Annotated in this window: 23 protein-coding genes and 1 pseudogene; 13 read left to right on the top strand and 11 right to left on the bottom strand. The window is 47.4% G+C overall.

The window, feature by feature from the left end:
* Positions 1–55: 55 nt before the first annotated feature.
* The 4 genes from NH568_RS03835 to NH568_RS03850 all read right to left on the bottom strand — a co-directional run bounded on the left by NH568_RS03835 (position 56) and on the right by NH568_RS03850 (position 2,613).
* Positions 56–859, bottom strand: coding sequence for an SDR family oxidoreductase (locus NH568_RS03835; RefSeq protein ID WP_253044659.1), 804 nt, complete (start codon positions 857–859; stop codon positions 56–58).
* 252 nt (positions 860–1,111) lie between these two features.
* Entirely contained in the window at positions 1,112–1,402 is a 291-nt protein-coding gene (locus NH568_RS03840; RefSeq protein ID WP_253044660.1) for a YciI family protein, read from the bottom strand.
* 116 nt (positions 1,403–1,518) lie between these two features.
* Positions 1,519–1,884 carry a hypothetical protein gene (locus tag NH568_RS03845; RefSeq protein ID WP_253044661.1) on the bottom strand — a complete coding sequence of 122 codons (366 nt, stop codon included), beginning with the start codon at positions 1,882–1,884 and terminating at the stop codon, positions 1,519–1,521.
* Between the two features lie 159 nt (positions 1,885–2,043).
* Positions 2,044–2,613 (bottom strand): uracil-DNA glycosylase family protein, encoded by a 570-nt coding sequence (locus NH568_RS03850; protein ID WP_253044662.1) that lies wholly within the window; start codon positions 2,611–2,613, stop codon positions 2,044–2,046.
* A gap of 231 nt (positions 2,614–2,844) precedes the next feature.
* On the opposite strand from NH568_RS03850, the gene NH568_RS03855 reads away from it, so the two are divergent.
* From NH568_RS03855 to NH568_RS03880, 6 genes are all read left to right on the top strand, one after another.
* Complete coding sequence (locus tag NH568_RS03855) at positions 2,845–3,141, top strand: hypothetical protein (RefSeq protein WP_253044663.1); 297 nt, start codon at positions 2,845–2,847, stop codon at positions 3,139–3,141.
* 2 nt (positions 3,142–3,143) lie between these two features.
* Positions 3,144–4,709: a PepSY-associated TM helix domain-containing protein gene (locus tag NH568_RS03860; RefSeq protein ID WP_253044664.1), complete on the top strand. Its 1,566-nt coding sequence runs from the start codon at positions 3,144–3,146 to the stop codon at positions 4,707–4,709.
* The gene (locus NH568_RS03865) at positions 4,706–5,038 is read left to right on the top strand and encodes a DUF3325 domain-containing protein (RefSeq protein WP_253044665.1); all 333 of its coding nucleotides are present in this window, start codon (positions 4,706–4,708) and stop codon (positions 5,036–5,038) included. The genes NH568_RS03860 and NH568_RS03865 overlap by 4 nt, the downstream gene beginning before the upstream one ends.
* Before the next feature lie 711 nt (positions 5,039–5,749).
* Positions 5,750–6,457, top strand: a complete 708-nt coding sequence (locus NH568_RS03870) for an SDR family NAD(P)-dependent oxidoreductase (RefSeq protein WP_253044666.1) — start codon at positions 5,750–5,752, stop codon at positions 6,455–6,457.
* A gap of 375 nt (positions 6,458–6,832) precedes the next feature.
* A complete protein-coding gene (locus tag NH568_RS03875) occupies positions 6,833–7,924 on the top strand; it encodes an efflux RND transporter periplasmic adaptor subunit (protein ID WP_253044667.1) in 1,092 nt (363 codons plus the stop codon).
* A complete protein-coding gene (locus NH568_RS03880) occupies positions 7,921–11,064 on the top strand; it encodes an efflux RND transporter permease subunit (RefSeq protein ID WP_253044668.1) in 3,144 nt (1,047 codons plus the stop codon). Before NH568_RS03875 ends, NH568_RS03880 begins: the two co-directional genes overlap by 4 nt.
* Positions 11,065–11,134: 70 nt before the next feature.
* Here the strand turns inward: NH568_RS03880 and NH568_RS03885 are convergent, their stop codons facing one another.
* From NH568_RS03885 to NH568_RS24170, 4 genes and pseudogenes are all read right to left on the bottom strand, one after another.
* A complete protein-coding gene (locus NH568_RS03885; RefSeq protein WP_253044669.1) occupies positions 11,135–11,524 on the bottom strand; it encodes a disulfide bond formation protein B in 390 nt (129 codons plus the stop codon).
* A gap of 181 nt (positions 11,525–11,705) precedes the next feature.
* Positions 11,706–12,305, bottom strand: coding sequence for a hypothetical protein (locus NH568_RS03890; protein WP_253044670.1), 600 nt, complete (start codon positions 12,303–12,305; stop codon positions 11,706–11,708).
* A 119-nt stretch (positions 12,306–12,424) separates the two neighbouring features.
* Positions 12,425–12,847: a VOC family protein gene (locus tag NH568_RS03895; protein ID WP_253044671.1), complete on the bottom strand. Its 423-nt coding sequence runs from the start codon at positions 12,845–12,847 to the stop codon at positions 12,425–12,427.
* Between the two features lie 47 nt (positions 12,848–12,894).
* Positions 12,895–12,981 (bottom strand): annotated as a pseudogene (locus NH568_RS24170) (GNAT family N-acetyltransferase); the annotation flags it as partial.
* Positions 12,982–13,172: 191 nt separating this feature from the next.
* On the opposite strand from NH568_RS24170, the gene NH568_RS03900 reads away from it, so the two are divergent.
* The 3 genes from NH568_RS03900 (at position 13,173) to NH568_RS03910 (ending at position 17,663) form a co-directional block, all read left to right on the top strand.
* Positions 13,173–14,519, top strand: coding sequence for an amidohydrolase family protein (locus tag NH568_RS03900; protein WP_253044672.1), 1,347 nt, complete (start codon positions 13,173–13,175; stop codon positions 14,517–14,519).
* A 52-nt stretch (positions 14,520–14,571) separates the two neighbouring features.
* Entirely contained in the window at positions 14,572–15,381 is an 810-nt protein-coding gene (locus NH568_RS03905) for a hypothetical protein (RefSeq protein ID WP_253044673.1), read from the top strand.
* 161 nt (positions 15,382–15,542) lie between these two features.
* On the top strand, positions 15,543–17,663 hold the full coding sequence (locus NH568_RS03910; protein ID WP_253044674.1) for a TonB-dependent receptor: 2,121 nt from the start codon (positions 15,543–15,545) through the stop codon (positions 17,661–17,663).
* Between the two features lie 60 nt (positions 17,664–17,723).
* Here NH568_RS03910 and NH568_RS03915 read toward each other — a convergent pair whose 3' ends face one another.
* Positions 17,724–18,188 (bottom strand): nuclear transport factor 2 family protein, encoded by a 465-nt coding sequence (locus tag NH568_RS03915; RefSeq protein ID WP_253044675.1) that lies wholly within the window; start codon positions 18,186–18,188, stop codon positions 17,724–17,726.
* 60 nt (positions 18,189–18,248) lie between these two features.
* Positions 18,249–18,539 carry a hypothetical protein gene (locus NH568_RS03920; RefSeq protein WP_253044676.1) on the bottom strand — a complete coding sequence of 97 codons (291 nt, stop codon included), beginning with the start codon at positions 18,537–18,539 and terminating at the stop codon, positions 18,249–18,251.
* Between the two features lie 822 nt (positions 18,540–19,361).
* Here NH568_RS03920 and NH568_RS03925 point away from each other — a divergent pair.
* The 4 genes from NH568_RS03925 to NH568_RS03940 all read left to right on the top strand — a co-directional run bounded on the left by NH568_RS03925 (position 19,362) and on the right by NH568_RS03940 (position 22,495).
* Positions 19,362–19,859 carry an SRPBCC family protein gene (locus NH568_RS03925; protein ID WP_253044677.1) on the top strand — a complete coding sequence of 166 codons (498 nt, stop codon included), beginning with the start codon at positions 19,362–19,364 and terminating at the stop codon, positions 19,857–19,859.
* Positions 19,860–19,891: 32 nt separating this feature from the next.
* Entirely contained in the window at positions 19,892–20,746 is an 855-nt protein-coding gene (locus NH568_RS03930; protein ID WP_253044678.1) for an AraC family transcriptional regulator, read from the top strand.
* Positions 20,747–20,872: 126 nt separating this feature from the next.
* Entirely contained in the window at positions 20,873–21,784 is a 912-nt protein-coding gene (locus tag NH568_RS03935) for an SDR family NAD(P)-dependent oxidoreductase (protein WP_253044679.1), read from the top strand.
* A 114-nt stretch (positions 21,785–21,898) separates the two neighbouring features.
* Positions 21,899–22,495: a rod shape-determining protein MreB gene (locus tag NH568_RS03940; RefSeq protein ID WP_253044680.1), complete on the top strand. Its 597-nt coding sequence runs from the start codon at positions 21,899–21,901 to the stop codon at positions 22,493–22,495.
* Between the two features lie 530 nt (positions 22,496–23,025).
* Here NH568_RS03940 and NH568_RS03945 read toward each other — a convergent pair.
* Complete coding sequence (locus NH568_RS03945; RefSeq protein ID WP_253044681.1) at positions 23,026–24,681, bottom strand: hypothetical protein; 1,656 nt, start codon at positions 24,679–24,681, stop codon at positions 23,026–23,028.
* Positions 24,682–24,733: the final 52 nt, after the last annotated feature.

A 24,733-nucleotide genomic window follows, 5' to 3' on the forward strand; every position in this document is an offset into this window, starting at 1 on the left:
GGAATATACCGGCCAGGTTTTAGCCCGATCCACCAGGAAAGGGAAGTCGTATCAATTAGCTCGATTTAGGTGATGCGCTGCTACCAGCCAGGATCCCGCCATCTACGTTCAGTTCAATCCCGGTCACATAAGCGGATTCATCTGATGCGAGATACAACACGGCATAAGCAACATCAATGGCACGCCCCATATGACCAAGCGGGATGTCGGCAGCAATGCCTGCAATAGCCGCATCGCGGGCTTCTCCTTCTCCCAACATAGCATCCCACATAGGTGTTAAAATGGCGCCCGGATGCACCGAATTACAGCGGATAGGGTAATTTTGCTGTGCGCAGTACAACGCAACCGATTTACTATGATTGCGCACCGCGGCTTTGCTTGCAGCATAGGCTGCGGCGGCAGGGATCCCCACAAGTCCAGAACGCGAAGAAATATTCACGATACTGGCCGCACCGGACGCTTTCATCAAACGAATACCGTACTTACAACCTAGTGCAACACCATCGCTGTTGGTTTGCTGTACGGTATGCCAACTATTCAAATCCAGATGTTCGGGATCATGTGGCCCGTGCGTTTCTAAAAAGCCCGTGATCCCAGCGTTGTTAACCAGAATGTCGAGTCGACCAAACTGGTCTTGCACAAAGCGCTCAACACTTTGCCACTGTGCTTCTTCGGACACATCCAGCAGGTGGAAATACGCATTTTCACCCAACTTCTCACAAAGTTGTAATGCCTCATCGGCGTTTCTATCCGTAACAATGACGATTGCTCCTTGCTCAATAAAGCATGTTGCGACCGCCGCACCAATCCCCCGGGCAGCACCTGTTACAAGGGCTATTTTATTGTCTAGTCTGGCCATAATATTCTCCGTTAGTTGATTCCTTTTAAACTAAAAAGGGTAAGGCAGAGTAACCAACACACAGTCGCAGTCAGCCGGACATAGAAAGCCGCAGCAGAGATATCATGCAAAACACAAAAGCGGGATAACTTGAAATGATATCGAAGTACCAAAACTGGCGTGTGGACACCCTGCTAATACACCATGCATTGCGCTCATAGCTATGAACGTCAATCATAGTGCTCTGTTCAGCTTTGTATGTGATTTGCTGATTTATAGCGTTAGCAGTTGTGATAAACCACTGGCAGTCTTGCTTACTTCAATTTCTGTGATCTCGTAATTCGCCAGCCCGGCGAGGTAAAAAGGGTCGTTATATAGAATTGCTTCTAACTCAGTTTGGTTCTTTGCCTTAGCGAAAATCATACCCCCGGTTCTGGGCACTTTTTTGCCAGACGCAAAAAACACACCTTGCTGATAATACTGTTGTAAAAACTGAATATGTGCAGGTAGATGCACATCAATTTCTTCTAATTCAACCGTGTACGTTATGTTGACGATAAACACTCAGTACCGCTCCTTGCGCACGTTATCAGATTGGCTGTGTCAAAAACCAACACAAGTGTATAAGTGCACAACCGTTTTGTAAACGGTCTTCTTCGATGTTTACCTTAAGCGAGATGTTATCGGACGCGCTTAACTTTTGGCGCAATGTTAAGTAAGAAGCTGTCTTTATTGACCAAAAAACCACAGATGCTACTGATTACAATAAAAATCCCATACATAGATCCTATGTACACCCAATCATTATTTTCAGCCAATAACATTACACAGGTGCCGTCATTTACGAAAAAAACATTCAGTACAGAAAATACAAATACGCTGCGATAATAGATTAGGTTGCCAGTATGGCTTGCAAAAGAAGAAAGGAGTAAAGCAAATAAGCCCAGGTAAAATCCAATGACCGACAGTGCACCAGTTTGATAACTAGGATATAACGCCAACAGGGAGAGAACGATGGCTGACCAACCCGAAATTCGATATAACATGTTCAAATCCTTTGAATATAAATTGTTAAAATTTGTAATCCTAACTCACCCCAAATTATGAGCTATACAGTACCAAATAGCAACCCATATGAGTTAATTCATTTTCTAAAAGTTTACATTATAGTACCAAATGCCTTTTATACTCTGGCTTTAAAACGTTTAAAAATCACCCAAAACTTCTCGGACACGATTTCTTAATACCGGTATCACATCAGCCTCAAACCAGGGTCGCTTTCGCAACCATAATTGATTGCGAGGACTTGGATGAGGAAGCGCAAGCTGTTTAGGTAAACTCGATTGCCAGCCAGAAACGGCCTGTGACACGTTAACATAATCGGTTAAATGATAGCCTTGTGCATATTGACCAATTAATACAGTAAATTCAATATGCTCAAACACCTCAAGCAAAGGGGCACGCCAAGTTTGTGCACAAATTTTGGGAGGAGGTAAATCACCAGATTTTCCCTTGCCAGGGTAACAAAAGGCCATAGGCACAATCGCAAATAAGGCGGGATCGTAAAACTGAGTTTCAGTCACACCCAGCCAGTCTCTGAGGCGTTTTCCGCTGGCATCATTAAAGGGCTTACCCGTTTTGTGCACAGTCATGCTCGGAGCCTGACCAGCAATCAGTATTTTGGCAGTGGGCAGTCCCTGGATCACAGGTCTTGGCTCAAAGGGCAACTCACCCCGACATAAAGTACACTGCCGGACACGCTCAATAATATTCAAATCTGGTTCCCCTTATCGCATCTTATTACCAGGCCAGTATATCAAGGGTCTATCCATTTAAAGAATACCCGCCAGCGTGCTCATAAACTATGCGGTATCTGATTTTTGGAATTTGATATTCCATCTGACATTAATATTTGTACATTTAACGCATTTGCTAATGATAATTACTGTTATTTATAGCGCGATTCAGTAATAATTCGCCTCCCTATTTTTGACCAAAGAACAAGTATGCCGATATCGTCTTACTTTGCTTATTTTACTGCCTATCGACTGAACGTCGTTGCCCGCTTTGCAACGGCTATTGTCGGCGGCTACGTGCTCACTGCGCTGTCCATCAGCCTGATGAGCTTGTTGTTGCCTGTTTCTAAAGTTGACGCCGTATTATTCAGTGTGTGTCTGAGTGTGCTCATTCACTGCCTTATTTTTATCGCTGTATTTGCAATAAAGCCACTACGTCTCCTTTGCGGTGGATTGCTGCTGCTTGCCACATTGCAATGGATGCTAATCCTGATATTAAAAGGGTAACTATGAAAGACAGTTTTTTTCGCTCTATGACCTGGTTACATACCTGGGTTGGGCTACTCTTTTGCTGGCTGTTGTGGTTGGTATTTTTTGCTGGCACACTGAGTTTTTTCCGTCAGGAAATTACTTTGTGGAGCAAACCTGAATTGCATCTGCACAACAGTGAAGTTCAAAGCTCGCAGCAGGCACTGCTGAATTATGGCTTTGAACGCCTCAATACAGAGGCACCTGACGCAGCGCGTTGGTGGATCAGTCTGCCCTCTGAGCGCAATGCTCTGTTACGCGTTTCTCACTTGCCCTACCCAGAGCCCGGTGAAAAAGCCAGCTGGATAAACCACAATCTGGCGGCCGACAGCAAGGTACCTGTGACACCCAGAGAATCCAAAGGAGGCAGTTTTTTTTATAGGCTGCACTTTGACTTACACTATATGGATCGCACCACAGCACGCTGGATAGTATGTCTGGCTAGTTTATTTATGCTGGTCGCTCTGATCTCTGGGGTAGTGATACACAAGCGTATATTTAAGGATATGTTCCAGTTCAGAGCAGGCAAGGGCAGCCGAAGCTGGCTGGATGGCCACAATCTGAGCTCTGTGCTGGCCTTACCATTTCACTTGATGATCACCTATACAGGTCTGATCACACTCATATTCACGTTATTCCCCTATCCGGCGCAAACCGTCTATGAAGGTGGAGTAAAGGAATTCAGAAAAGAATTCTATCCGGAGCGGCAACGCCCAGAGCTGAGCCATCAACCTCTGACCAGCCCGGCATTTACCCAGTCTCTGGATCACTTTTTTACTAACTGGCCAGAACAACCCATTTCACGCATTATCATAGATCATCCCCGGGATGCGGCAGCTGTCATGAAAATTTACGGCGCAAATCGCAGTGAGATAAAAGACGAGCAAGCGGTGTGGCTGTACTCTGGTAAAACAGGCGAACTGCTCAACACCGCTCACCTGGAAAACAGTGCAGCAGCCCAATTATATGGCGGTATGATAGCCATGCATACAGGTCGCCTTGCTTCCCCTGGCTTGCGTTGGCTCTATTTTTTGTGTGGCCTCGCAGGCTGTGCCATGATTGCCAGTGGCTGTGTGATGTGGGCAAAGCGATTAAGGGAACGTCAAAAGCCGACGCAACCCGTCAGCTTTGGTCTTAAGTTGGTGGAATCACTCAATCTCGCAGCAATTATGGGACTGCCACTGGCAACCGCCGCATTCTTCTATGCTAATCGCCTGATCCCCGTAACAAACAGTGGTCGAGCTGATCAGGAGGTACTGGTGTTTTTCCTTACCTGGTTGGCCACCACTCTGTTTGCCGCAAAGTGGCGTAACACGCAAGGCTGGCGTACGCTGGCACTCGTCAACGCCCTGGCCTGGCTAACACTACCACTGTGCAATGCGCTAACAACTCAAGGCAGTTTAATTAGTTACGTGAGTAATGGACAGTGGGCACTGGCCATGTTCGATACTATGGCCTTGCTGGCCGCTGCGGTATTTTTCTGGCAAAGCAAACAGCTTCAGTCTACACAGCAACCACAGCGTGTCCGCAGGGAGCGTACTGCATGATGTATCTGATCGCGACCTTACTGTGCTTCACCAGCTTCATGGCCTTCGCACTGGCTAAAACACCACACTACAAAGCCGTGTTTGGCACCCGACCAGAGCATGCGCTGAGCCAGCGCTACCTGGTTGCAGCCTGGATCATGCTTTTACTAACCCTGGTGATAGATGTCAGTCAGGCTGTTGGATATGGCAGCCTGATGTTTTGTGGCCAGATGGCCCTCTCTGTGCTGCTTCTGGCCACCTTACTCTCTTTTCGGCCAAACTGGATGAGATCACTATTTTACCTACTTCCGGCCGCCCTATTCCTGATCACTGTGTCACACGTCGCATAGAAGATTGAAGGGCTGAACTTTATTCAGCCCTTCAATCTTTTTATATATCATATAGATACAAAAAGCAGCTCTCAACCGGAGCGCACAGTTCAGAGCAAATAATTACCAAGTTGCTTAAAAAAACCGCCCATCAGAGCGATTTCCAGCGCAGCGCCAGCCAAATAAAACCCTTACTTGGTAAAAATGCTAATCTCTGCACACTGCCTGAACCCATCACTTGGTAAAATCATGATCTCATCCTTCTGAGTTCCTATTTTAGTTGGTAAAAATACGATCTGAGGAAAACTGAGTTGGTAAACTAATGATCTCTGGTGCGTTCCTACTGCAGCATAAGTTAGTAAAAATATGATCTCAGGCTGGCAGCACCATGTTTTATCACTCATTTATAAACCACACACCACCAGTAAAAGCAGATAACAGCCAATTTCTTAACCAGAATCAGCCACGGAACTTCATGAGTTGGTAAATTCGTGATCTGAGTCCAATTCAGTTAGTTATTTACTGATCTGAATACTGACCAAGTTAGTTAAATCTTGATCTACATGGAATCATAAGTTAGTAAAATTGTGATCTATTGACTGCCAAGCAGGGCTTTACACCCCTTCACATATTGAGTTAGTAAAAACCCGATCTACATTGACAGATCCAATCCGTTCTACGATCCGTTTAATATCCTCATATAATAAAACGAACGGTTAAAATGGAGTACAGGTGAAAGTCTTAATTGTCGGCGGTTCAGGTGGAATAGGGCAGGCTCTGGTTAAACGTTTTGCCAATATGCAGCCCGATACTCAGGTATATGCGACATATAGAACCACACAGCCAACGATCACGTTAAACAATGTGAAGTGGATTAAGGTCGATGCGAGTCAGGAATGCGATGTCTGCGACTTAGCAGAGCAGGTTCAGCAGGTAGATATACTCATCAATGCCACGGGGCTGCTGCATACTCCCGACAAACTGCCAGAGAAGTCCGTACAGGAATTCGACCCCGGCTTTTTTAATGAAAACCTGCTGGCAAACACAGTGCCGACCTTACTGTTGGCCAAACACTTTGCCAAAGCGCTCAAGGCAAAACACCCGACTTATTTTGTCGCACTGTCAGCCCGTATTGGCAGCATTTCCGACAACCGATTGGGTGGCTGGATCAGCTATCGCAGTACCAAAGCCGCCCTGAACATGGCACTAAAAACCATCAGTATAGAATGGCGTTATAAACTGCCAAATTGCTGTGTATTATCATTCCATCCGGGTACAACTGATACCGCCTTGTCAGTCCCTTTTCAAAAAAATGTGCCCGCAGGCAAGCTGTTTACTGCTGATTTCGTGGCAAAAAGTTTGATTGACCTGATACACAGTAAGCAGGCATCAGACAGTGGTGGGTTTTACAGCTATGATGGTTCGGCGATTACCTGGTAACCTGCCATCAGAGTGTAAACGGTCCGTACATCTGCACGTGCCCGTTCAGACCGTTATGCACACTAATATAACGAGTCCGGGGCCCTATCTTATACAAATAATACCCCCTGCTATCAGAGGCCGCTTTATTAGCCACAACACATACCTGATCGGGCCGAACCTTATACGTTCTGTTCGTTTTGGCCTCTTCAAAATCGGCGCTAAGGATCTGCTCATAGACAAACCGTTTGTCTGCAGCAGAACAGTCAACCATACCCTCAAAGGAGGCCAGTAATCCCATAAATAGCAAAAATCTCATGTTTAGTCGCAAATCGCATGCTTATTGGTCAAAAGATCCATAGAATTAAATGAAAACTATTATCATTAGAGGCTTATATGCATATTTCCGCACGCGTAACCGCAAGCGTCATGCTAATCACCACAATGTTGCTTTACTCACACGCGGGATTAGCGCAAACCACACAGGTTGAGGTTTACACACCCAGTGCCACAAAGCAACCCAGGGTAATGACCCTTAGCGGCTCAGTCGAAGCCAGACATAACGCACAACTGGCCAGTCAGGAATCTGGATTAGTGGAAGCTTTGCTTGTTGATGCGGGAGACACCGTCAGCAAAGGCGATCCATTGCTAAAGCTGGATGCCACACTGGCAGAATTAAATCTGGCACAAGCCAGGGCCGGTGCGCAGGCTGCCGAGGTTTCGGTCAATGAGGCACAGCGTCTGCTTGATGAAGTTGCAGCCCTATCAAAAAAGCAAAGTGTGGCACAAACGCTGATTGGCGAGCGCACCGCAGCACTGGCCAACGCGAAGGCTGAACAGGTAAAACAACAAGCACTGGTTGCCCTGGCACAGGAAAGACTGCACCGTCATACGCTGTATGCCCCCTTTACAGGTGTAATTGGGCAACGTTCTGTGGATATGGGCGAATGGGTCACACCGGGCAACCAGCTCTTTACTCTGGTCGCAGAATCAGACTTGCGCATTGTGGTCAATGTCCCGCAGGAGTACTTTCCTCTGTTACGTTCAACCGCCAGACTGCCGGTTATGGTGACGCCTGATATCAACGCAGCTAAGCCCATCAAAGCTGAGATCAGCCGCATCGTTGCCGTCACAGATCCATCCAGCCGGACCTTTACGGCACACATAGATTTGACCGATACCATGATGGTCCATGCTCAGTTTACGCCAGGCATGTCGGCCCAGGCGGATCTGCTCCTGAGTGCACAAGACAGTGCCGTATGGATCCCCAAAAAGGCGGTTAAGCAGCACCCGGATGGCGGCAGCAGCGTGTTTATTGCCGACAACAACACAGCCAAACGAAAAATGGTGACCATCACGGCTTCACGACCAGACTATGTTGCGGTAACAGGCCTGACTGGTAATGAGTCGGTGATCACCACTGGTATCGAGCTGTTAAAAGAAGGCACACAACTGCAAATCAGCGCCAGGGCAGGGAATCTACAATGATTGAATCAGCGGTAAAACGCGGCACCCTAGTGGCCGTGGTGGTGCTGATCACCACCATTTTAGGCCTGGTATCAGCTTTGAACATTCCTGTACAAATGATCCCAGACCTGGAAGTAAGAACCATTACAGTACAAACGGGCTGGCCCGGCGCAACCCCGCAAGATGTGGAAAAAGAGATCCTGATAGAACAGGAGCGCTATCTGCGCAGCTTACCGAATCTGCAACGCATGATCTCATTTGCCGAGATGGGTGAAGCCACCATAGAGCTGGAATTCCCTTTTGGCGTTGAGGTCAACGATGCCCTGATCCGAGTAAACAATGCACTCAGCCAGGTGCCCGCGTATCCCGAAAATGTCGACCAGCCACGGCTGTTTTCCAGCTCCTTTTCCAGCAACGCCTTTATGTTCTTCCTGCTTAAACCGCAAGCCGGCAATCCATTACAGCTGGACATGGATCTGCTGCGGGATTACGCCGAAGATTACATTCGCCCACGTATGGAAAGCGTCACAGGCGTCTCAGAAGTTCGTATTGGCGGAGGTGCACAACGACAAATCCAGATCAAGGTCGATGCAGCACGTCTGGCTCAGCGTGGTATCAGCCTGAGTGATGTCAGAACCGTGATCCGCGACCGTAACCGCGATACCTCTGGCGGTGATATCGAAAGTGGCGAAAGCCGTTACCTGTTGCGTGTGATTGGCCGCTTTGAGCAACTTCATGAGCTGGAAAACCTGATCATCAAACGAGATGGCAATGCCAATGTACTGCTCAAAGATGTTGCCAGCGTCACTCTGGATCACTTCGAAACCCGCGGTGTGAGTTATTCAAACGGAGAGCGTACTTTACGTCTGTCGGTGCGACGCGAAAGCGGCTCCAATGTACTTGATATCAAAGAACAGATGCTGCCAGTGGTTGAGGAAATTAACCAACAGTTGCTCGTGCAAAATGGCCTGGAATTGAAATTACTGAGCGACGATGTCCGCTATGTAAAAAGCTCACTGGAGAACGTCTGGACCAATCTGGCGTTAGGCGCACTGCTGGCCACTCTGGTGATGTACTTCTTCCTGCGTTCCGGGCGCGCGACACTGGTTGGTGTGATGGGGATCCCATTATGTACCATCGCTGCCTTTTTTGCCCTGATGAGTTTTGGCCGCACCATCAATGTTATCTCTCTGGCCGGGGTCGCGTTTGCTATCGGCATGACAGTGGACAACACCATAGTGGTGTTAGAATCTATCGTTCAGGCTAAACGTGAAGGGATCAGCCGACGCTTAGCTGCCATCAATGGTGTGAAGGAAGTCTGGCCTGCAGTACTGGCATCAACCGCCACCACGGTATTAGTTTTCGCACCGATTTTATTCGTGCAACAGGAAGCTGGCCAACTCTACTCAGACATTGCGATTGCCATTTCTGGCGCCATCATTGCCTCCATGCTTGTGGCCATTTTTGTCGTACCCGTTGCACTGGCAAACTTTGGTAAGCAGCAAGATCTGGAAGAAAAACGTCAGGTTGAACTAGGTGCCTACTGGCTGAAGTTATCACAGCTATTTACCCGCACAACCACCCAGGCACGTATTGCCAGCGCTGCGTTTATCGTGGTTATTATGGGTCTGGCCGCAACCTTGATGCCCGCTGCCGAATATTTGCCTGAAGGTGAAGAACCTAAGGCGTTCTCAATGATGATTGCCCCTCCGAACTACAACCTGACCGAAATGGAAAAAATAGGTACGGAACTGCGCGCCTATTTTGATGGCTTTGTGCAAACAGACAACGCTGATTTTCTGGCAGGGAAGACTGATATGCCGCCACTGGAGTACTACTCCATGTCAGTGTCAGTTGGGCGGATCTGGTTCTTAAGTGCCCCCGTTGAGCCAGAGCATATTAATCAGATGATGAATGCCATTACAGATAAATTCAGAAGTTACGAGGGAATGCGTGCGTTCTCTGCTCGGGGTTCGATTATTTCCAGTAATGATGGCGGTACGCGCGCCGTGGCGGTCGATATTGCCGGTGCAAACATCACGGACCTCTATAGTGCAGCAGAAGCTGTCTATGCCGAGGCGGATAAACTGTTTGATAAGCCGCAGATCAACTCCGACCCCAGATCACTGACACTCGACCAGCCACTCATCGAAATCCAGCCTCGCTGGGCACGACTGGCAGAACTGGGACTGGATAATAGAGACTTTGGGTATGCCGTGGCTGCGATGAGTGATGGTGCTTATGTAGATGAGTTCATCCTAAATGATGATAAAGTCGACATGTTCCTGTTCAGTGGCTCAGGCAATCGCCAGACCATAGAGCAGCTCTCCACAACACCTATCATCACCCCCAACGGACAGGTGCTACCGCTCAATGCGCTGGCCGATCTGGTTGAAAGTAAGAACAGTAATTCCGTGCGTCGTGTTGATGGTAACCGGACCGTCACCGTGTATATTATCCCGCCAAGAGACGTTGCGCTGGAAACGGCTGAACAAATAGTCCGTCAGCAGCTGTTACCTAACCTCTGGCAACAGGGCAAGATTGCTCAGGGTATTAAGGTCAACATCAGTGGTGCAGCAGATCAGTTAGAGGCCACCAAAGCATCTCTGTCTGGTAACTTCGTCATAGCACTGGTACTGAGTTACCTGCTGTTGGTGGCCATTTTTACCCACTGGCGCTATCCGTTGTTTATACTGGCGACCGTTCCTTTAGGTATGGCCGGTGGCCTGTTAGGGCTGGTGACCGTTAACGGCATTAACAGCACCTTGTCGGCCATTGGGCTCAGTGCCTTCCATCAGCCATTTGATATGATCACTATGCTGGGCTTTTTGATCTTACTGGGCACTGTGGTGAATAACCCCATCCTGATTGTCGACCAAACTCGTCGTTATGTGATGGAGCAGGGAATGAAGGTTAAAGAAGCGGTCCAGCAGGCCGTGGCAAAACGCCTTAGACCAATACTGATGTCAACGACCACCACCATTTTCGGCCTGGCACCTCTGGTACTGATCCCAGGAGAAGGAACCGAGTTGTATCGCGGTGTGGGAATTATCGTACTCAGTGGTATTTTAGTTTCAACGCTGCTCAGCCTGACCTTTTTACCGGCACTGCTGGTTGCCGTTATTAAGGACGAAAAGCTTAAGGACGAAAAACCGGCTTAAAAAGCAACCCAGCCCGGAGAATAATGCTTGGGGCTGGGTTGTCAGGTTTGCGTCTGGCCTGACTGGCCACTTATTTTTTCTGTGTGGTGGCCAACCAGACCAAGCCTATGATTGCCGTCATTGCCAATCCCGAAAGCAAGAAGGGATCAATAATCAGGGTATCGTTAAATTCAAACTTACCAGCTGAAATCTTTTTCCAGCCCATAAAGTGTTGATTCGCAGCAACAACCGCGCCAAAGAAACCAAATACCAGTGCGGCATATTTACCTACCCAATGACGTGCAGCCCCTGTAAACAAAATAATACCAAGCAAACCAATGACTGTGCGTTGAACACGGCAATAAGGACATACATATACGGCCCCCATTAACTCAACCGTCCAGGCAAGAACGGATATTCCAATGGCAGCGAGACCCAGCCACTTCGCATAGCGGGTATAGGTTTCCAACTCAAATAACATATATTTACCTTTCTAAATCAAAAAGCTAAGCACACCGCAGTCTGAACTGGCTAGCGCTCGTACTCCACAATCTGGATATACTATCACATATTCACAATAAGAATAAGTAAGATTATTAAGCTATAAGAAGGGCAATGATAATCGATAGCTTAAGTGGCCTGAGCGGCCACATTAAGATGACTTATCGCTGATGGGCTCGCCCGGTGAGCAAGGCAACCATTAACACCAGCGCCAGTACATCAATTTGAAGTGCGTTCAAAGAAAATACGTCAGAGTTACCAGTCAAGCGGACTGTGGAAGAAAATAAAATACCAAAAGAAAGTTCAAACTCCTTTAGCCAGGTAAAACCGATTTGGATCCCACCGAGCCCCGTATACTTGTAGTTCAGTATTCCAAAAGAAAAACTGACAACCTGTAACCCCTGATTCAGTATCGATAACCAGTACCACTTTACCTGTTCACTAATTGCGGTATAACCCGCTGCAGCGCTGAGCACAATAAACGGCACACTGATGAGTGACTGCCAAGATGTAAGGGGTCCGAATATCAGCCCAACTGTCATCACAAACGCAGCAAGCAGCTGTATATAGCCTATGACCTTCACACGCGTTTCTGCACTGTGCAGTGTTTTCTCCGTCCGTTGCCGGGGTCGTTCAGCTTCCTCCTGGCGCGCATCTATCGCAGCAATCAGAGCTGGGTAATTCTCTGAATCGGGGGGTATTTGTTGCAGCGCTTCGTGAAGTTCAGCCTGAGTATACTGAGAGTAATCAACTTTTATCATTATTATGTAACCCAAATAGAAATAACATCAGATGGTTGCGCGAGTGTACTCTATTTACCCAAGTTCAGCAGTAAGTATCGTTTTGGCCATTCGACGTGATACTGACGACTCCGCCATAATTAGCCGCATCTGGCAGACATAGGGTGCCCGTCAGCATATTGGATCAGATCCCATAAATTCCCATACAGGTCCTCAAAAACAGCTACCGTGCCATAGTCCTGCACAGCGGGCTCTCGAACAAAATGAATACCCCCGGCTTGCATCGCTTCATAGTCGCGCCAAAAGTTGTCAGTGCTTAAAAACAAAAACACGCGGCCGCCTGCCTGATCACCAACAAAGCGTTTTTGTTCAGGTTTAGAGGCTTTCGCCAGCAATAAAGCAACACCATGAGAATTAGGGGGGGCAACCACCACCCAACGTTTATCTTGCTCCGCCTGATAGCTATCCTCTATAAGCTCAAACTTGAGTTTACCGACATAAAAGTTGAGCGCTTCGTCGTAGTCGTTGACCACCAGTGCGATGTGCGCAATATTCTGTTTCATAGTGACCCTTGAGTTTAATTGTGCGGCTGGAATTTCTTGGTCATACCCTAGCTCTTCGGTGCAACCAGTCGATACCCCAATTTTTCGTAAAACACCGGCTCATCAGCAATCATAGAGACATAAGAGCCGGGCAACGAAAATAAATCTTACAATATCACAATAAGTCATATTGAACGCGCTCTGGCGCCTTCTTAAGCGGCGTCAACCCCCTTTACATTGCATAGTCCAGCATATTTAACGTTGCGCGGTATCTGCTAAATAGGCACACTATGACGTTGGATATAACACTAATAATAAACACTTTTTCTGCTCAAGGATCCTGATAATGAAAACAATAATACCCAAACTCACAGGCGTACTCGGTGGTGCCATGATCATGTGCCTAAGTGCACGATTTAGCTATGCAGCTGAAACGCAGGTCATGTCATCCGATGCATTACTACTGACTCAGGTTCAGATTGTCGATGTCGATCAGCAGGAGATCCGCCGTGGTGCCGTACTGATTGAACAAGGCAAGATAGCCGCTGAATACCCTGTGCCTCCGGCCAATTTTAAAGGTCAGATTCTAAATCTAAATAATCGTTGGCTAATTCCTGGACTGATCGACATGCATGTTCATGCGTTTGGCAACCGAGCTCCCCATGCTAAATCAGATTTTGCCGGCACTGAAAAGATCTCCCAACGAGTGCTGTATGCCGGAGTGACCGGATTTGTAGACTTATTTGGCCATGAGCTAGGCCAGATAGCCGCACGGGAAAAGCAAAGAGCAGGCGCCTTTGTTGGTGCTGATATCTACAGCAGTTTATCTTGTCTGACTGCCCCGAAAGGTCATTGCACAGAATACGGCCTGGAAACACGCACTATGTCGACCCCAGAAGAGGCTATCGCTCAGGTGCAGAGTTTAGCCAAAGCCAAACCCGATGTGATTAAAGTGGTATATCAGCCCAGTGACGACCAACCTTCGATTGATAAGGCCACCTTTGCTGCCATCGTCCAACAGAGCAACAAACTCGGGATCAAAACCATCGTCCACCTTAAAACCTGGCAGGATGTCATCGATGCCATCGACGTAGGCGCCACAGCATTCACCCACATGCCCGGCGCGCCGATCCCGGCAGGACTGGCAGATAAAATTGCAACAGCAAAAATGGTGGTGATCCCGACCATGACAGTGCATACCGATCTGACAGACTTCCTGTTCGACAAATCAGTGGTCGCCTCAGAGCTGCTTCAGGCCATGACAACCCCAGCCATCATTGCAGGTTACCAAAGTGCAGAAACAATGAAAAAGTGGGGAGACAGAGAAGCAAAGTGGCGTAAGCTGGATGCGCAAAGAACCGCCAACCTGGCCGAATTAGTTAAAGCCGGCGTCACTGTTTTAAACGGAACGGACGCCGGTAATTATGGCACCATTCAGGGCTACTCAGTACACAGGGAAATGCTTAATTTAACCGAAGCAGGCATGTCGAACTGGCAGGCGCTGGCAGCGACAACCACACAGGCTGGCGCATTTTTGGGGATTAACAACAGCCTAGAACCGGGCGCCCGGGCAAGCTTTGTGATACTTGACGCCTCACCGATTGAACATATTCAAAATACACAAAAAATACATGCGGTGATCCATCAGGGCAAAGTCGTAGACCGACCTAAAGCGCTTAAAAACGGATTTTAATCTCGGGTGCCGCTTCCATGAAGCGGCACCTTTATCAAAAGGTAAGTTTTTAATGCGTAGTACACCTATTGGCCTGCTGACAGGCCTGTGCCTTTCTATTTGTGTGCTGGTGTTTTACCCACAAGATCAGCATAAAGCCGAGCATATCAAAGTTGCTAACCCCGTTGTCGAACAGGTTCAGCACCCGGACCTGACGAATACAATTGTCAGCACAACACACCAGCAACCCGAGCTGGAACAGGTGCCGGCCGAGTCGGCTGAAGCACTGTTTAAACAAGCCATGCAAATACGCCAATGTCGCAACGTACCCCGTACCGACAAAGCGTTTAATCAATGGCTCGATGAGGCATTATCACGCGATGAAGTACATACGATAGTCGAAACCATGAAAGCTCGATATCAGCGCTGTCTGGGCGACACCAACCGTGATGAGAACTATGTAGAGAAACTGATGCAAGCAGCCCAAATGGGCTCTGATGAAGCGGCCGATACACTTTGGCGACTTGCCCCGACAGAAGTGCATCAGGCACTGAAATTCAGCACACTTACCAGAGATGAACAGGTTGCCCGCATGAAAGCATTCACCGCGCAAAAATATCTGGTGACTGAGCAAGTCGCTTTGCTAGGCGGGGAGAAAGCAACCTTACAGTTGATCCGTGGCTATCAATATCTGGACCCTGACACAGGCGGACAAAACTATATTCAGGCGCTGGCATACAGTCATTACTTTTTGCAAACCCGCCAGGACAGCGAGGTATATAGTCGCGTTGAGTGGACAAGGCGATATCTGGAACAGCGTATGACACTCGATGAAATTACACAGGCACAACAACTGGCCAATAAGTTACAGCATCGCGAATGAGATCATTAAACCATACAAGTGAATATCATGTGGCAGGACTTGGATTGCTCCGTCAGACAAAGATCGACAACATAAACACCGTCGTATACTGACCGCATAATTTGTACATTTTTACATGGCAGGATTATCATCCAGCTCCCTGAACGAAAAATGAGGTCTTCATGAAACCCGGTTTGACTGTTTCTGCGTTAACGTTCGCCTTGCTACAGGCGTATTCAGCACTGGCTGCTGCTGACACAGCTGGTATCGACCAGATAGAAAAAATCACGGTTACATCAACCCGTACAGCCAAAGCCAATACCGATCTGGCGCTGAGTGTCGGTCAGGTATCCGAGCAAACCATTGCTGACGACAATGCGCAGCATATCTCCGAGTCATTGCAAACCATACCGGGCGTTTTAATCAATCAACTATCGGGTGGGCAAGGGCACAACGCAGCCGTGCGCATGCCCATTAATTTTGATGGCTACACCTTATATTTGCAGGATAATATCCCGCTGCAATCGGCAGCTTTTTATACCCATAATGCACTATGGTGGACCAGCAGTAACATTGGCCTGTCACGCCTCGAAGTACTTCGTGGTGCAGGAACTAGCTTGCATGGCGCAGGCGCGGTAGCAGCCACGGTCAATGTATTGTCGAAGCCAGTTTCAGCGAACAGAAACTCACTGGGCCTGACAGTCGGGGAACATGGTTATTCACGCCTTAATGGCAGTGCCACCTGGCTGGATAGCAACCAGGGAGGCATGCGCGTATCGGCGGCCTATCTGGAAAATGACGGCTGGCGAGAGCATAACGCCGTTGAAAAAACCGAGCTGGATGTACGCCATGAATATCAGCTGGACGACAAACAAAGCCTGACGACCTCGCTGATTGCCTCATCGCTTGATCAGCAGATCCTGACCACACTCAGCATTGAGCAATTTGAACAGGATCCCTCTCAGTCAGGTCTGCCTGATGAAGTGATCGCTTTAGATCCCCGCAGAACCACAGATTATATGCGCCTCAGCACTGAATATCTGTATGAGGATAAAAACCTGAGTGTGTCTGTTATCCCTTACGCGCGTCATCGCACGTTGGAACACCTCGCGACCTGGCAGCCCAATATGCCGGTAGAAGAAACTGAAGTCACCACATTCGGCCTGTTGGCACTGGCAAGCTGGTCCCACCAAAACAGTGCTCAAACGACACTAGGCGTTGATCTGGAGCATACGTCCGGAGATACCTACTCGTTTCAGCCCACCACCAGAATCACCACCGGACGCGGAGCAGCGACATACCCGCAAGGGCATGTGTTCTACGACGACACCACCACTTTTAAAAGTGTATCACCTTATATCCAGCACCTCGGTTATCTTACCGATGCACTCAGCTATACCCTGGGTATACGCTTTGACCACAGTGAATACGAATTTGACAATGCTCTGCCTAAATACAAAGACGACGGCTTTGGCAATCGTTCCATTGCCTCTCGTAAAGACACTTTTAGCCACCTCAGCCCTAAGCTGAGCCTGAACTATCTGCTTAACGAGCAATCAAGTGTATACGCACGCTTCGCCAAAGCGATGCGATTACCTACTGCACCAGAAATGTACCACCTTAAAAGCCGCCAAAGTAGTGCACAGCTGGGGAGTCTGAAAGAAGAAACGTCCGATACCTATGAGCTGGGCTACAAAGCTAACCTGGATGCGTTGTCGATTGAGCTGGCTTACTATCTGATGGATGTGGACGACGCCATTGTTACGGCATTCAGTGACCTGGGCGCCTCTTACCGGGTTAATGCTTCCAGTGTCAGACATAAAGGCTTTGAGCTTGGGCTGAACTACCAGTTTAACCGCGCATTTTCTGCCGCGCTGGCCTACAGCCAGTCCGACCATGAGTTCCGTCACTACATTCGCGATGAGGGACGAGTTCACCGTGAAACAGGCGAATCAATGGAGCAAGATTTGTCGGGTAACAGTCTGCACATGGCGCCGGAATATGTTGCCAACTTCAGGCTTAACTACACAAGCCAGGCCATCAAGGGACTCAGACTAACAGCTGAAGCCAAAAGTATTGGCGACTATTACCTGAGTGTCGAAAATACTGATACTTACTCGGGCTATACCGTGTTTAACCTCAAGGCCAATTATCGGCTCAACAAGCGCGTGAAACTCCACGCCCGGATAGCTAACCTCACCGACAAAACCTATGCGCTGCAAAACGAAGAGCGCTTTGGCCGAACCCGAATTCAACCTGGTATGCCGCGTACAGCGTATGTCGGGATCAGCTATGATTTTTAATTATCTGACGTAATAAACATACGACAGGCGTATCCGTCACTCCGGATACGCCGCTTGTCACTACCACAATTCCCTGATCAGGCTGATTTTTCCCTCTTTAAAACCAAATATGGCCAGCATCGGCTCTTGCTGTTGCCAGCTGCCATCAGCCTGGTTAACGCCATAGGCATACTCCACAGCAATGTGGTTTTTACCAGGGATAGTACGCAAGACCCGGATCTCGCGGTTGGTTGGGCTGTCGTAACGACCTCCTTCAAGGTTGCGTAAAAATGCGCGTCGCCAGGCGGGTTTGTCAAAGTTAGCTTGATATTCAATATGCTCGTATTTGACCTCGTCGTGCATCAAGTCAATCAGGGCATCAATATCCGCAACCGTAGAGCCTTTATATGAGACAGTATCCAGCGCATCGAAATACTGGTTCACTTTGCTCAACTGGCAATCAGTGGTGCAGTCAGCTTTCGCCTGGGCTCCCAGAGAAAGCAAACTTAAAAAGGCGCAAGCCATTATTTTTATTGTTTTTTTCATTCCATTTCCTTCATTTACCGAGGACATCATTAGTGTCTGGTTTACTTATTCAATCCAAAGCTAATCACCATCGTTCGATTGTTCATATCCGTCAGTTATAGATGGTACAGTGCCCTGCTGCTCACGGTATACTTGCTTAGCGACACTCAATCCCGCCAGATATCCGATACTGGCACCACCAAGCCCAACTCCAAGCAACCAGACCAGAGCACTTTCGGTATCAGCCATACTGGCAAACAGGACCAGGTAATACACCGCTGCAGACGATAACCCGATAACCAACGCAAAGATAAGCGGGAGCCGTTCAGCCCAAATAAACATCATAATTTTTATGTTTGTCTTTTTTTGCATATGACTCTCCTGTGGCGGCTTACCATATCCACTATCGCAAATACCTTAGCATGCAAATACATTACTTATCATCGAACCGACTGTTTCGTTGTATTGAATTGTGACAGATTGGCAATCCTAATTGGCTAGTTATTCGTTCTAACTATCTAAAAAATAGGTAGTTGTAAGTTAACCTGTAAGATTTCTACTACATAAGCTATTCATCATTGCTTACATTTTTACTGGGGTTCGGTGAGGTTATATAAACCTCTTTTAGGCCGTATTAATGTATTGCTTTCCCTTCTATCAACGCAGTACACAAGCGCTCATTTAAAAAGGTAACTCAAGTGAGTTGCCGTTCAGTCAAAGCCAAACCCATAAACCTGTTTTGATAGTAATGATGCTAATATAGAAACCCCGCTTTAAAAAGGGTTTCAATATGCTGAAATAGATATAGAATCCAACTATCCAACTGTCATTTACACAGAACTGTTGCTCAGGCGTATTCAACTTTGAGGCAATATTTAAATTCGTGTCGCATGCCAACAGCTCCCATGTCCAGCACCGGATAACGACATTCAAACAGGTGAATCAAGTAAATTCAGAGCCCAGCTCTAGAATGACTTTTCAATGTGCACCAAAGACAGACCGAGACCGCTGGATAACTTAAACGAGTTCGCTTTCACCTTCCTAAAAACGGCAAACGGCTTTAAAGAAACTAAAAAAGCAATGAAAATTGATAGATTACGCATGCACTTCTTTTGTCAAACGTAGCAAGAAATATCAAAAATGTGCGCATCTAACCTTCTACACTGGCTTCAATATAAACCCCTGGAGCTAATCATGAAGATCACCAAATCAATCATCATTAATAAATCGGCTGAGCAAGTTTGGGAGTTAGTCGCCCATCAATTTGATAAAGCACATCTATGGATGGGACCGATACCCCATTCAGAAGCACTCGGTAAAGGCAGCAGCCGCTTAGGCGCACCAATGGAAGGGCGTGTTTGCAATTTAAGTGACAATCCAAATGGTGCGAAAGTCAAAGAAGTCATTACCGAATTCAATGAAACGGACAAGACCATCGCTTTTAATGTGCTGCCAGTTAACAACCCTGCCATTGTGCCTATTCGGCAGAATCACGTTATGATGTCAGTGCAGCCGATTGGTAAAAACCAAAGTAAGGTGATCTGGATTGCCTCGCCGCAGCTTAAATGGTTTGCCTACCTGTTTTACCCGCTGCTTCGACTGGTGTTTCCCGTCGCCTTTGGCAAACTATTAGCAGGGTTAAAACGTTACGCGGAAGCTAACCTCGTTCAATCAGCACCGGTCAGTGTGTGACTATACCCACCAAGATAAAAGAGGACTATGGGATGGATCGTTTTTTTAAAAGTATCGACTACATTGAAGCGAATTTGCATGAAAAAATCAGCGTGCATGAAATCGCTGCGGCATCCCACTATTCAACATATCACTACAGTAGGATTTTCAAAGCATTGATAGGCGACACCCCAAAAGAGTATCTTCGCAAACGCAGATTAACCTTGGCTGCCAAGCGACTGTTAACAGAGGATGTGAGCATATTAACCCTGGCCATGGACTGTCAGTTTGATTCTCAAGAAGCATTCACTCGGGCATTTAAGGCACTATTCGATATGACACCCGCACAATATCGAAAAATAAACGAACCATTTCGTTTGTTGTATAAAAAGCCATTTAGCCCTGACGATCTGGCATTTTTGCAAAACAACATCAGTATGGAACCCGAGATCATTGAACAACCTGCGATGAAAATCGTGGGGATTGCCAATGTATACGAAGATGGAGATCTCAGCTTGCACAAGCTTTGGTCAGGCTTTCGCCCCTATCGTGACAAAATCCCTAATCGGGTAGGCGATCACTTTTTTGGTATCTATGAAAACTATCAGGAAGACGGTGACGTCACTCGATTTGTTTATATTTGTTCAGCCCAGGTTGAAAATTTTGATGACGTGCCGGATGGCCTGATCACACGAGAACTGACTGCACAAACTTATGCCAGATTTACACATACAGGACCCATTGCAAATTTAGAAGAAACCCTTAGGTATATTTGGGGCAGCTGGCTGCCAAAAAGCCGTTATGAGTACGCTGACAAGCCCGATTTCGAGTTATTGCCAGGCGGCTTTAATGACGCGGACCCCAACAATAAAGTGTACCTAAATATTCCTGTAACACTAAAAGCCTGAACTATCAGGCTTTTTTTTAACCCGACAATACACATTCAATACCGCAAGAAATATCAAAAGCAGCCAGCCGCTTTTCGCTATTCTGGCCTCATAAACTCAATACCCGAATTTAGAAAGAGGCACATTATGATCACCCGCGTATTAATCACTGGCGCAAATGCAGGCTTAGGTAAAGAGGCAGCAAAGCAGATTGCTGCGTATCCGGACATTGAAAAGATCTACCTGGGATGTCGCAACCGTGACAAAGCTGAAGCAGCTAAGATGACACTGGAACAACAGACGGGCAAGCGTATTTTTGAAATTATCCAACTCGATGTCAGCGATTTAAGTTCGGTGCGTTCCGCCGTGCAACAGCTATCAGAAAGTATTGATGCACTGATCATGAATGCCGGAGGCACGGGCGGTAAACAGTTTAACAAACTGAATGAACAGGGCATCACCGAGATATTTGCAGTTAATCTGCTGGGGCACAGTGTACTGACAGAAGAGCTAATTAAGGCGCAGAAACTTACTCAGGTTGCGCTCTATGCAGGCTCAGAAGCCGCCCGGGGCGTGAAAGAAATGGGCATGAAGCGTCCAGAGCTAAACACCTCATCAGTCGAGGAGTTTGCTGCTATCTGTGACGGGTCGTTCTATGGCTCCACCACAGATGCGACCATACCTTACGGGCCAATCAAATATATGGGGGCATTATGGATGTCGGCAATGGCCAGACGCCATCCACAGCTGAAATTCATCACCATGAGCCCGGGTGCAACAACGGGCACTGACGGCTTTAACTCTCTCTCCTTTGTAAAGCAATATGTTATGAAGAGCATGATGCAGGTTATGCTGTGGCTTGGCAAAGTCCATAAAGTTGAAGAGGGTGCGAAGCGCTATCTGATCGGGTTGTTTGATAAAGAGTTAAAAAGTGGCACATTTTACGCCAGTCAAAAGGGATTAACGGGCCCTATCGGGGATCAGGCAGAGCTATTTGAAGACCTGAACAATCAGCAGTATCAGGACAATGCCTACCAGGCAATTCAACGCTTTGTATAGCATCAGATACACAGTGACGCTCTTATCTGGCACAGGTTTGCGTTAGCTTGGTACGAAGCCCCTAAGTTCTATTTTGGTGATAATATTGAGATTTTGCTCTACGAAGGTTTAAATATGCTGATATGGATTAAAAAAAAGTTTGCACCGGTTCTATACGTGCAAATTTGGGAAGGCAAGTTAAAAATCACCGATATTAAAACGAAGCAAATCTACGAGGATGTCCCCTTACTGGCATTACAATCGACAAAATCAGGCAAAAAAGTGATTGCAGCCATTGGTAAAGAGGCAAATGAGCTCACGTCACCTGACATTCAGGTCATTAACCCATTTTCTCATCCCAGGCTGTTATTTTCCGACTTCCATGTTGGAGAAAAAATATTGCAGCATGCGTTTTCCACATTCTACAAAGGTAAATTTCTGAAACTGACGCCGAAAACAGTTATACACCCAATGGAAAAAATAGAAGGGGGGCTTACTATGATTGAAGTCAGGGCATTCAGAGAAGTAGCACTTGGGGCTGGCTCTGCCGATAGCAAAATTCATGTCGGATGCCCTTTATCAATTGCTCAGTTTGACTTTGACCAGGTTGAAGGTATTGATGGCATTAACTGCTCTCAGGCCAGACCTAAAAGCAGCGATGATATCGGGTTATGGCCATTACTATGGGCAGTGCTATTTATCCTGGTCACAATGTATTTAGGGACACGCTGAGCAGGATAAATAAAAAATCCGGTCATCCAACTTTCAATTACACAGAACTGTTGCTCAGGCGTATTCAACTTTGAGGCTATATTTAAACTCGTGTTGTATGCCAATAGATCCCGTGTCGAGCACGGGATGACGATATTCAGACAGGTGCATCAAAGCAAGTTCAGAGCTCAGCTAGAAAGTAATTTTTCAATGTATATCAAAGACAGACCAAGACCGCTGGATAACTTATACGAGTTTTTCACATGGCGCTAAAGCGGCTGAAATTAACTCACAGAACCACCTATTCCCGTCACCCCGGCCAACGAGCCGGGGACTAATTAAAAAACAAGTCGGTCGCATAAGGCAGGAGTGGCTAAACGTCCCTGTAGGGGCTCCCGGCTTTTCATCCATGAAAAGCGCTAAGTGAGCTGCGACGATTATCAATCGTCGTTCTCATAAGGTACGAGTGGCAATACTTCCCTGTAGGGGGCTTCCGGCTTTTCATCCATGAAAAGCGCTAAGTGAGCTGCGACGATTATCAATCGTCGTTCTCACTTAGCCCAATCAAGTTGCATGTCCCATTGGTGTTGGTTTTCTTCTTTTAACGGGGCCTGGGAGTCGTCTACTTGTTGCAGTACGTTGCTTGCTTCAACCAGCGTTGCGTCGCGGCCGAACAGGTAGCTTTGCTCTTGCACTATGGTTCTGTAGGCTTTGTTCAGTGCCAGCGCCCGTTCTTTTGATGGGGTGATCAGCTCGTACAGGTTATCAGCTGACTCGACTTTTTCTTTGTCTACCGTACCATCTGCTTTAAACCACTTTTGCAGCATTTCGCGATTCTGGCGGAATTCGTCGCCACCACCGACCCGATTCATGTATGTCAGGAACTCGCCGAGTGTTTCACCTTTGTTGGGGACATCTTTCATTTCTTTGAGGTTGATATAGCCCCAGCCGCGTGCGCCTTCTACTTTGCGAGCAAATGAGAAGGTCTGGTCGTAGGTTGAGCCTATGGTTTTGTGACAGCCATTACAAAACGCCAGCTCCTGCTTATGCTGTGGTCTCAGGTTACCTTGCTTGTCCTCTATATAGCCATTAATGGTCCAGCCAAAGGTGTTGTTGATACCCTGATCACCCAGATACAGGGTTTGCGGCAGATTTTCGAATTCTTTCTCTTTTTCTTCACGGTGATATGAAGAATTCAGTGACTGGCGGGTCTTAAACCTATGCTTTTTCATGTAGCGTACTTCTTTCATACGCGGCGCGTTGTAAATACCACCATGTTCGTCCACGCCAATGTAACGTACGGTATGCAGGAACTCAGTTTCCTGGGGGTACAGCATATGTGCCAGTGCATCTGTGGCATCCCCCACATAATGTGATTGCCTCGTTATCTCGCTGATTTTGGTGAGCTGATTGTCGCCATTTAAATCCTGGCCAATGCGTTGTTCCGAGATTGTGGGTGTTGAGATCTTATCTAAGCCTTTTAATGCCAGCTCAACCAGACTAAGGTTTGCCAGGTACACGTCCTGATTGTATACGCCACCTTTTGAGCGAAACGCTTCGGGCAAACGGATCATCACATCACCCGTGGAGCCGTTGGTGGGCCAAAACGTCGACGGGAAAGGCTTGTAGTTAAACGCCACCCAGCCGCTCCCATCTCTGGCAAAGCCCATCTCGTCAAAGGCTTTTTCCGGATAGGCCAGATTTTCCAGCGGAGTTATTTCACCGCGCCATTGTTTGTCTTGTTTCAGCTTTTCGATAAACGGGGTGTAATTATCCTGATTAATCCACGCCATGATCTCTTTATCTGGCACACCTGCAATCAAATCTGTCCTGTCAACAAAGAGGTTTTTCCAGTGGTTTTTCAGGCCCAAGTCAGAGAATTCATAGACGCCCTGTAAATGCCCATCGCGCATGGCGTTGGGTCTTTCTGGCTCTTGCTGATAAGACTGATGGCAGGCATAACAGGGGTTATTCACGCCATCGGTTTTGGTGTAACACTGGGGCGGGATCACCGACTCAGGGTTATAGACCTCATCATGCTCCATGTAAGCGGTTGCCGGAATGTCATCACCCGGTTTATAAGGTGCAGCTTTATGCGCTGACTGCGAGGCGATTAGTTCGGCAGCTTGAGTATGATGTTGTGATTCTTCGCAGCCGGTCAGTGCCAGGCCAGTGAGTACCGCCAGGCCGATTACTTGGTATTTCATTTTTATGACGCCCATTTTTGGATAAAAAAATGCGGTGCCACGAACGGGCACC

Source organism: Pseudoalteromonas sp. XMcav2-N (genome assembly GCF_024124545.1).
Taxonomy (GTDB): Bacteria; Pseudomonadota; Gammaproteobacteria; order Enterobacterales; family Alteromonadaceae; genus Pseudoalteromonas.

Bases quoted from the DNA above. Each gene is read 5' to 3' on its own strand.
- NH568_RS03835 (WP_253044659.1), bottom strand. From the start codon at position 859: ATGGCCAGACTAGACAATAAAATAGCCCTTGTAACAGGTGCTGCCCGG.
- NH568_RS03845 (WP_253044661.1), bottom strand. From the start codon at position 1,884: ATGTTATATCGAATTTCGGGTTGGTCAGCCATCGTTCTCTCCCTGTTG.
- NH568_RS03855 (WP_253044663.1), top strand. From the start codon at position 2,845: ATGCCGATATCGTCTTACTTTGCTTATTTTACTGCCTATCGACTGAAC.
- NH568_RS03860 (WP_253044664.1), top strand. From the start codon at position 3,144: ATGAAAGACAGTTTTTTTCGCTCTATGACCTGGTTACATACCTGGGTT.
- NH568_RS03865 (WP_253044665.1), top strand. From the start codon at position 4,706: ATGATGTATCTGATCGCGACCTTACTGTGCTTCACCAGCTTCATGGCC.
- NH568_RS03875 (WP_253044667.1), top strand. From the start codon at position 6,833: ATGCATATTTCCGCACGCGTAACCGCAAGCGTCATGCTAATCACCACA.
- NH568_RS03880 (WP_253044668.1), top strand. From the start codon at position 7,921: ATGATTGAATCAGCGGTAAAACGCGGCACCCTAGTGGCCGTGGTGGTG.
- NH568_RS03885 (WP_253044669.1), bottom strand. From the start codon at position 11,524: ATGTTATTTGAGTTGGAAACCTATACCCGCTATGCGAAGTGGCTGGGT.
- NH568_RS03890 (WP_253044670.1), bottom strand. From the start codon at position 12,305: ATGATAAAAGTTGATTACTCTCAGTATACTCAGGCTGAACTTCACGAA.
- NH568_RS03895 (WP_253044671.1), bottom strand. From the start codon at position 12,847: ATGAAACAGAATATTGCGCACATCGCACTGGTGGTCAACGACTACGAC.
- NH568_RS03900 (WP_253044672.1), top strand. From the start codon at position 13,173: ATGAAAACAATAATACCCAAACTCACAGGCGTACTCGGTGGTGCCATG.
- NH568_RS03905 (WP_253044673.1), top strand. From the start codon at position 14,572: ATGCGTAGTACACCTATTGGCCTGCTGACAGGCCTGTGCCTTTCTATT.
- NH568_RS03910 (WP_253044674.1), top strand. From the start codon at position 15,543: ATGAAACCCGGTTTGACTGTTTCTGCGTTAACGTTCGCCTTGCTACAG.
- NH568_RS03915 (WP_253044675.1), bottom strand. From the start codon at position 18,188: ATGAAAAAAACAATAAAAATAATGGCTTGCGCCTTTTTAAGTTTGCTT.
- NH568_RS03920 (WP_253044676.1), bottom strand. From the start codon at position 18,539: ATGCAAAAAAAGACAAACATAAAAATTATGATGTTTATTTGGGCTGAA.
- NH568_RS03925 (WP_253044677.1), top strand. From the start codon at position 19,362: ATGAAGATCACCAAATCAATCATCATTAATAAATCGGCTGAGCAAGTT.
- NH568_RS03930 (WP_253044678.1), top strand. From the start codon at position 19,892: ATGGATCGTTTTTTTAAAAGTATCGACTACATTGAAGCGAATTTGCAT.
- NH568_RS03935 (WP_253044679.1), top strand. From the start codon at position 20,873: ATGATCACCCGCGTATTAATCACTGGCGCAAATGCAGGCTTAGGTAAA.
- NH568_RS03940 (WP_253044680.1), top strand. From the start codon at position 21,899: ATGCTGATATGGATTAAAAAAAAGTTTGCACCGGTTCTATACGTGCAA.
- NH568_RS03945 (WP_253044681.1), bottom strand. From the start codon at position 24,681: ATGAAATACCAAGTAATCGGCCTGGCGGTACTCACTGGCCTGGCACTG.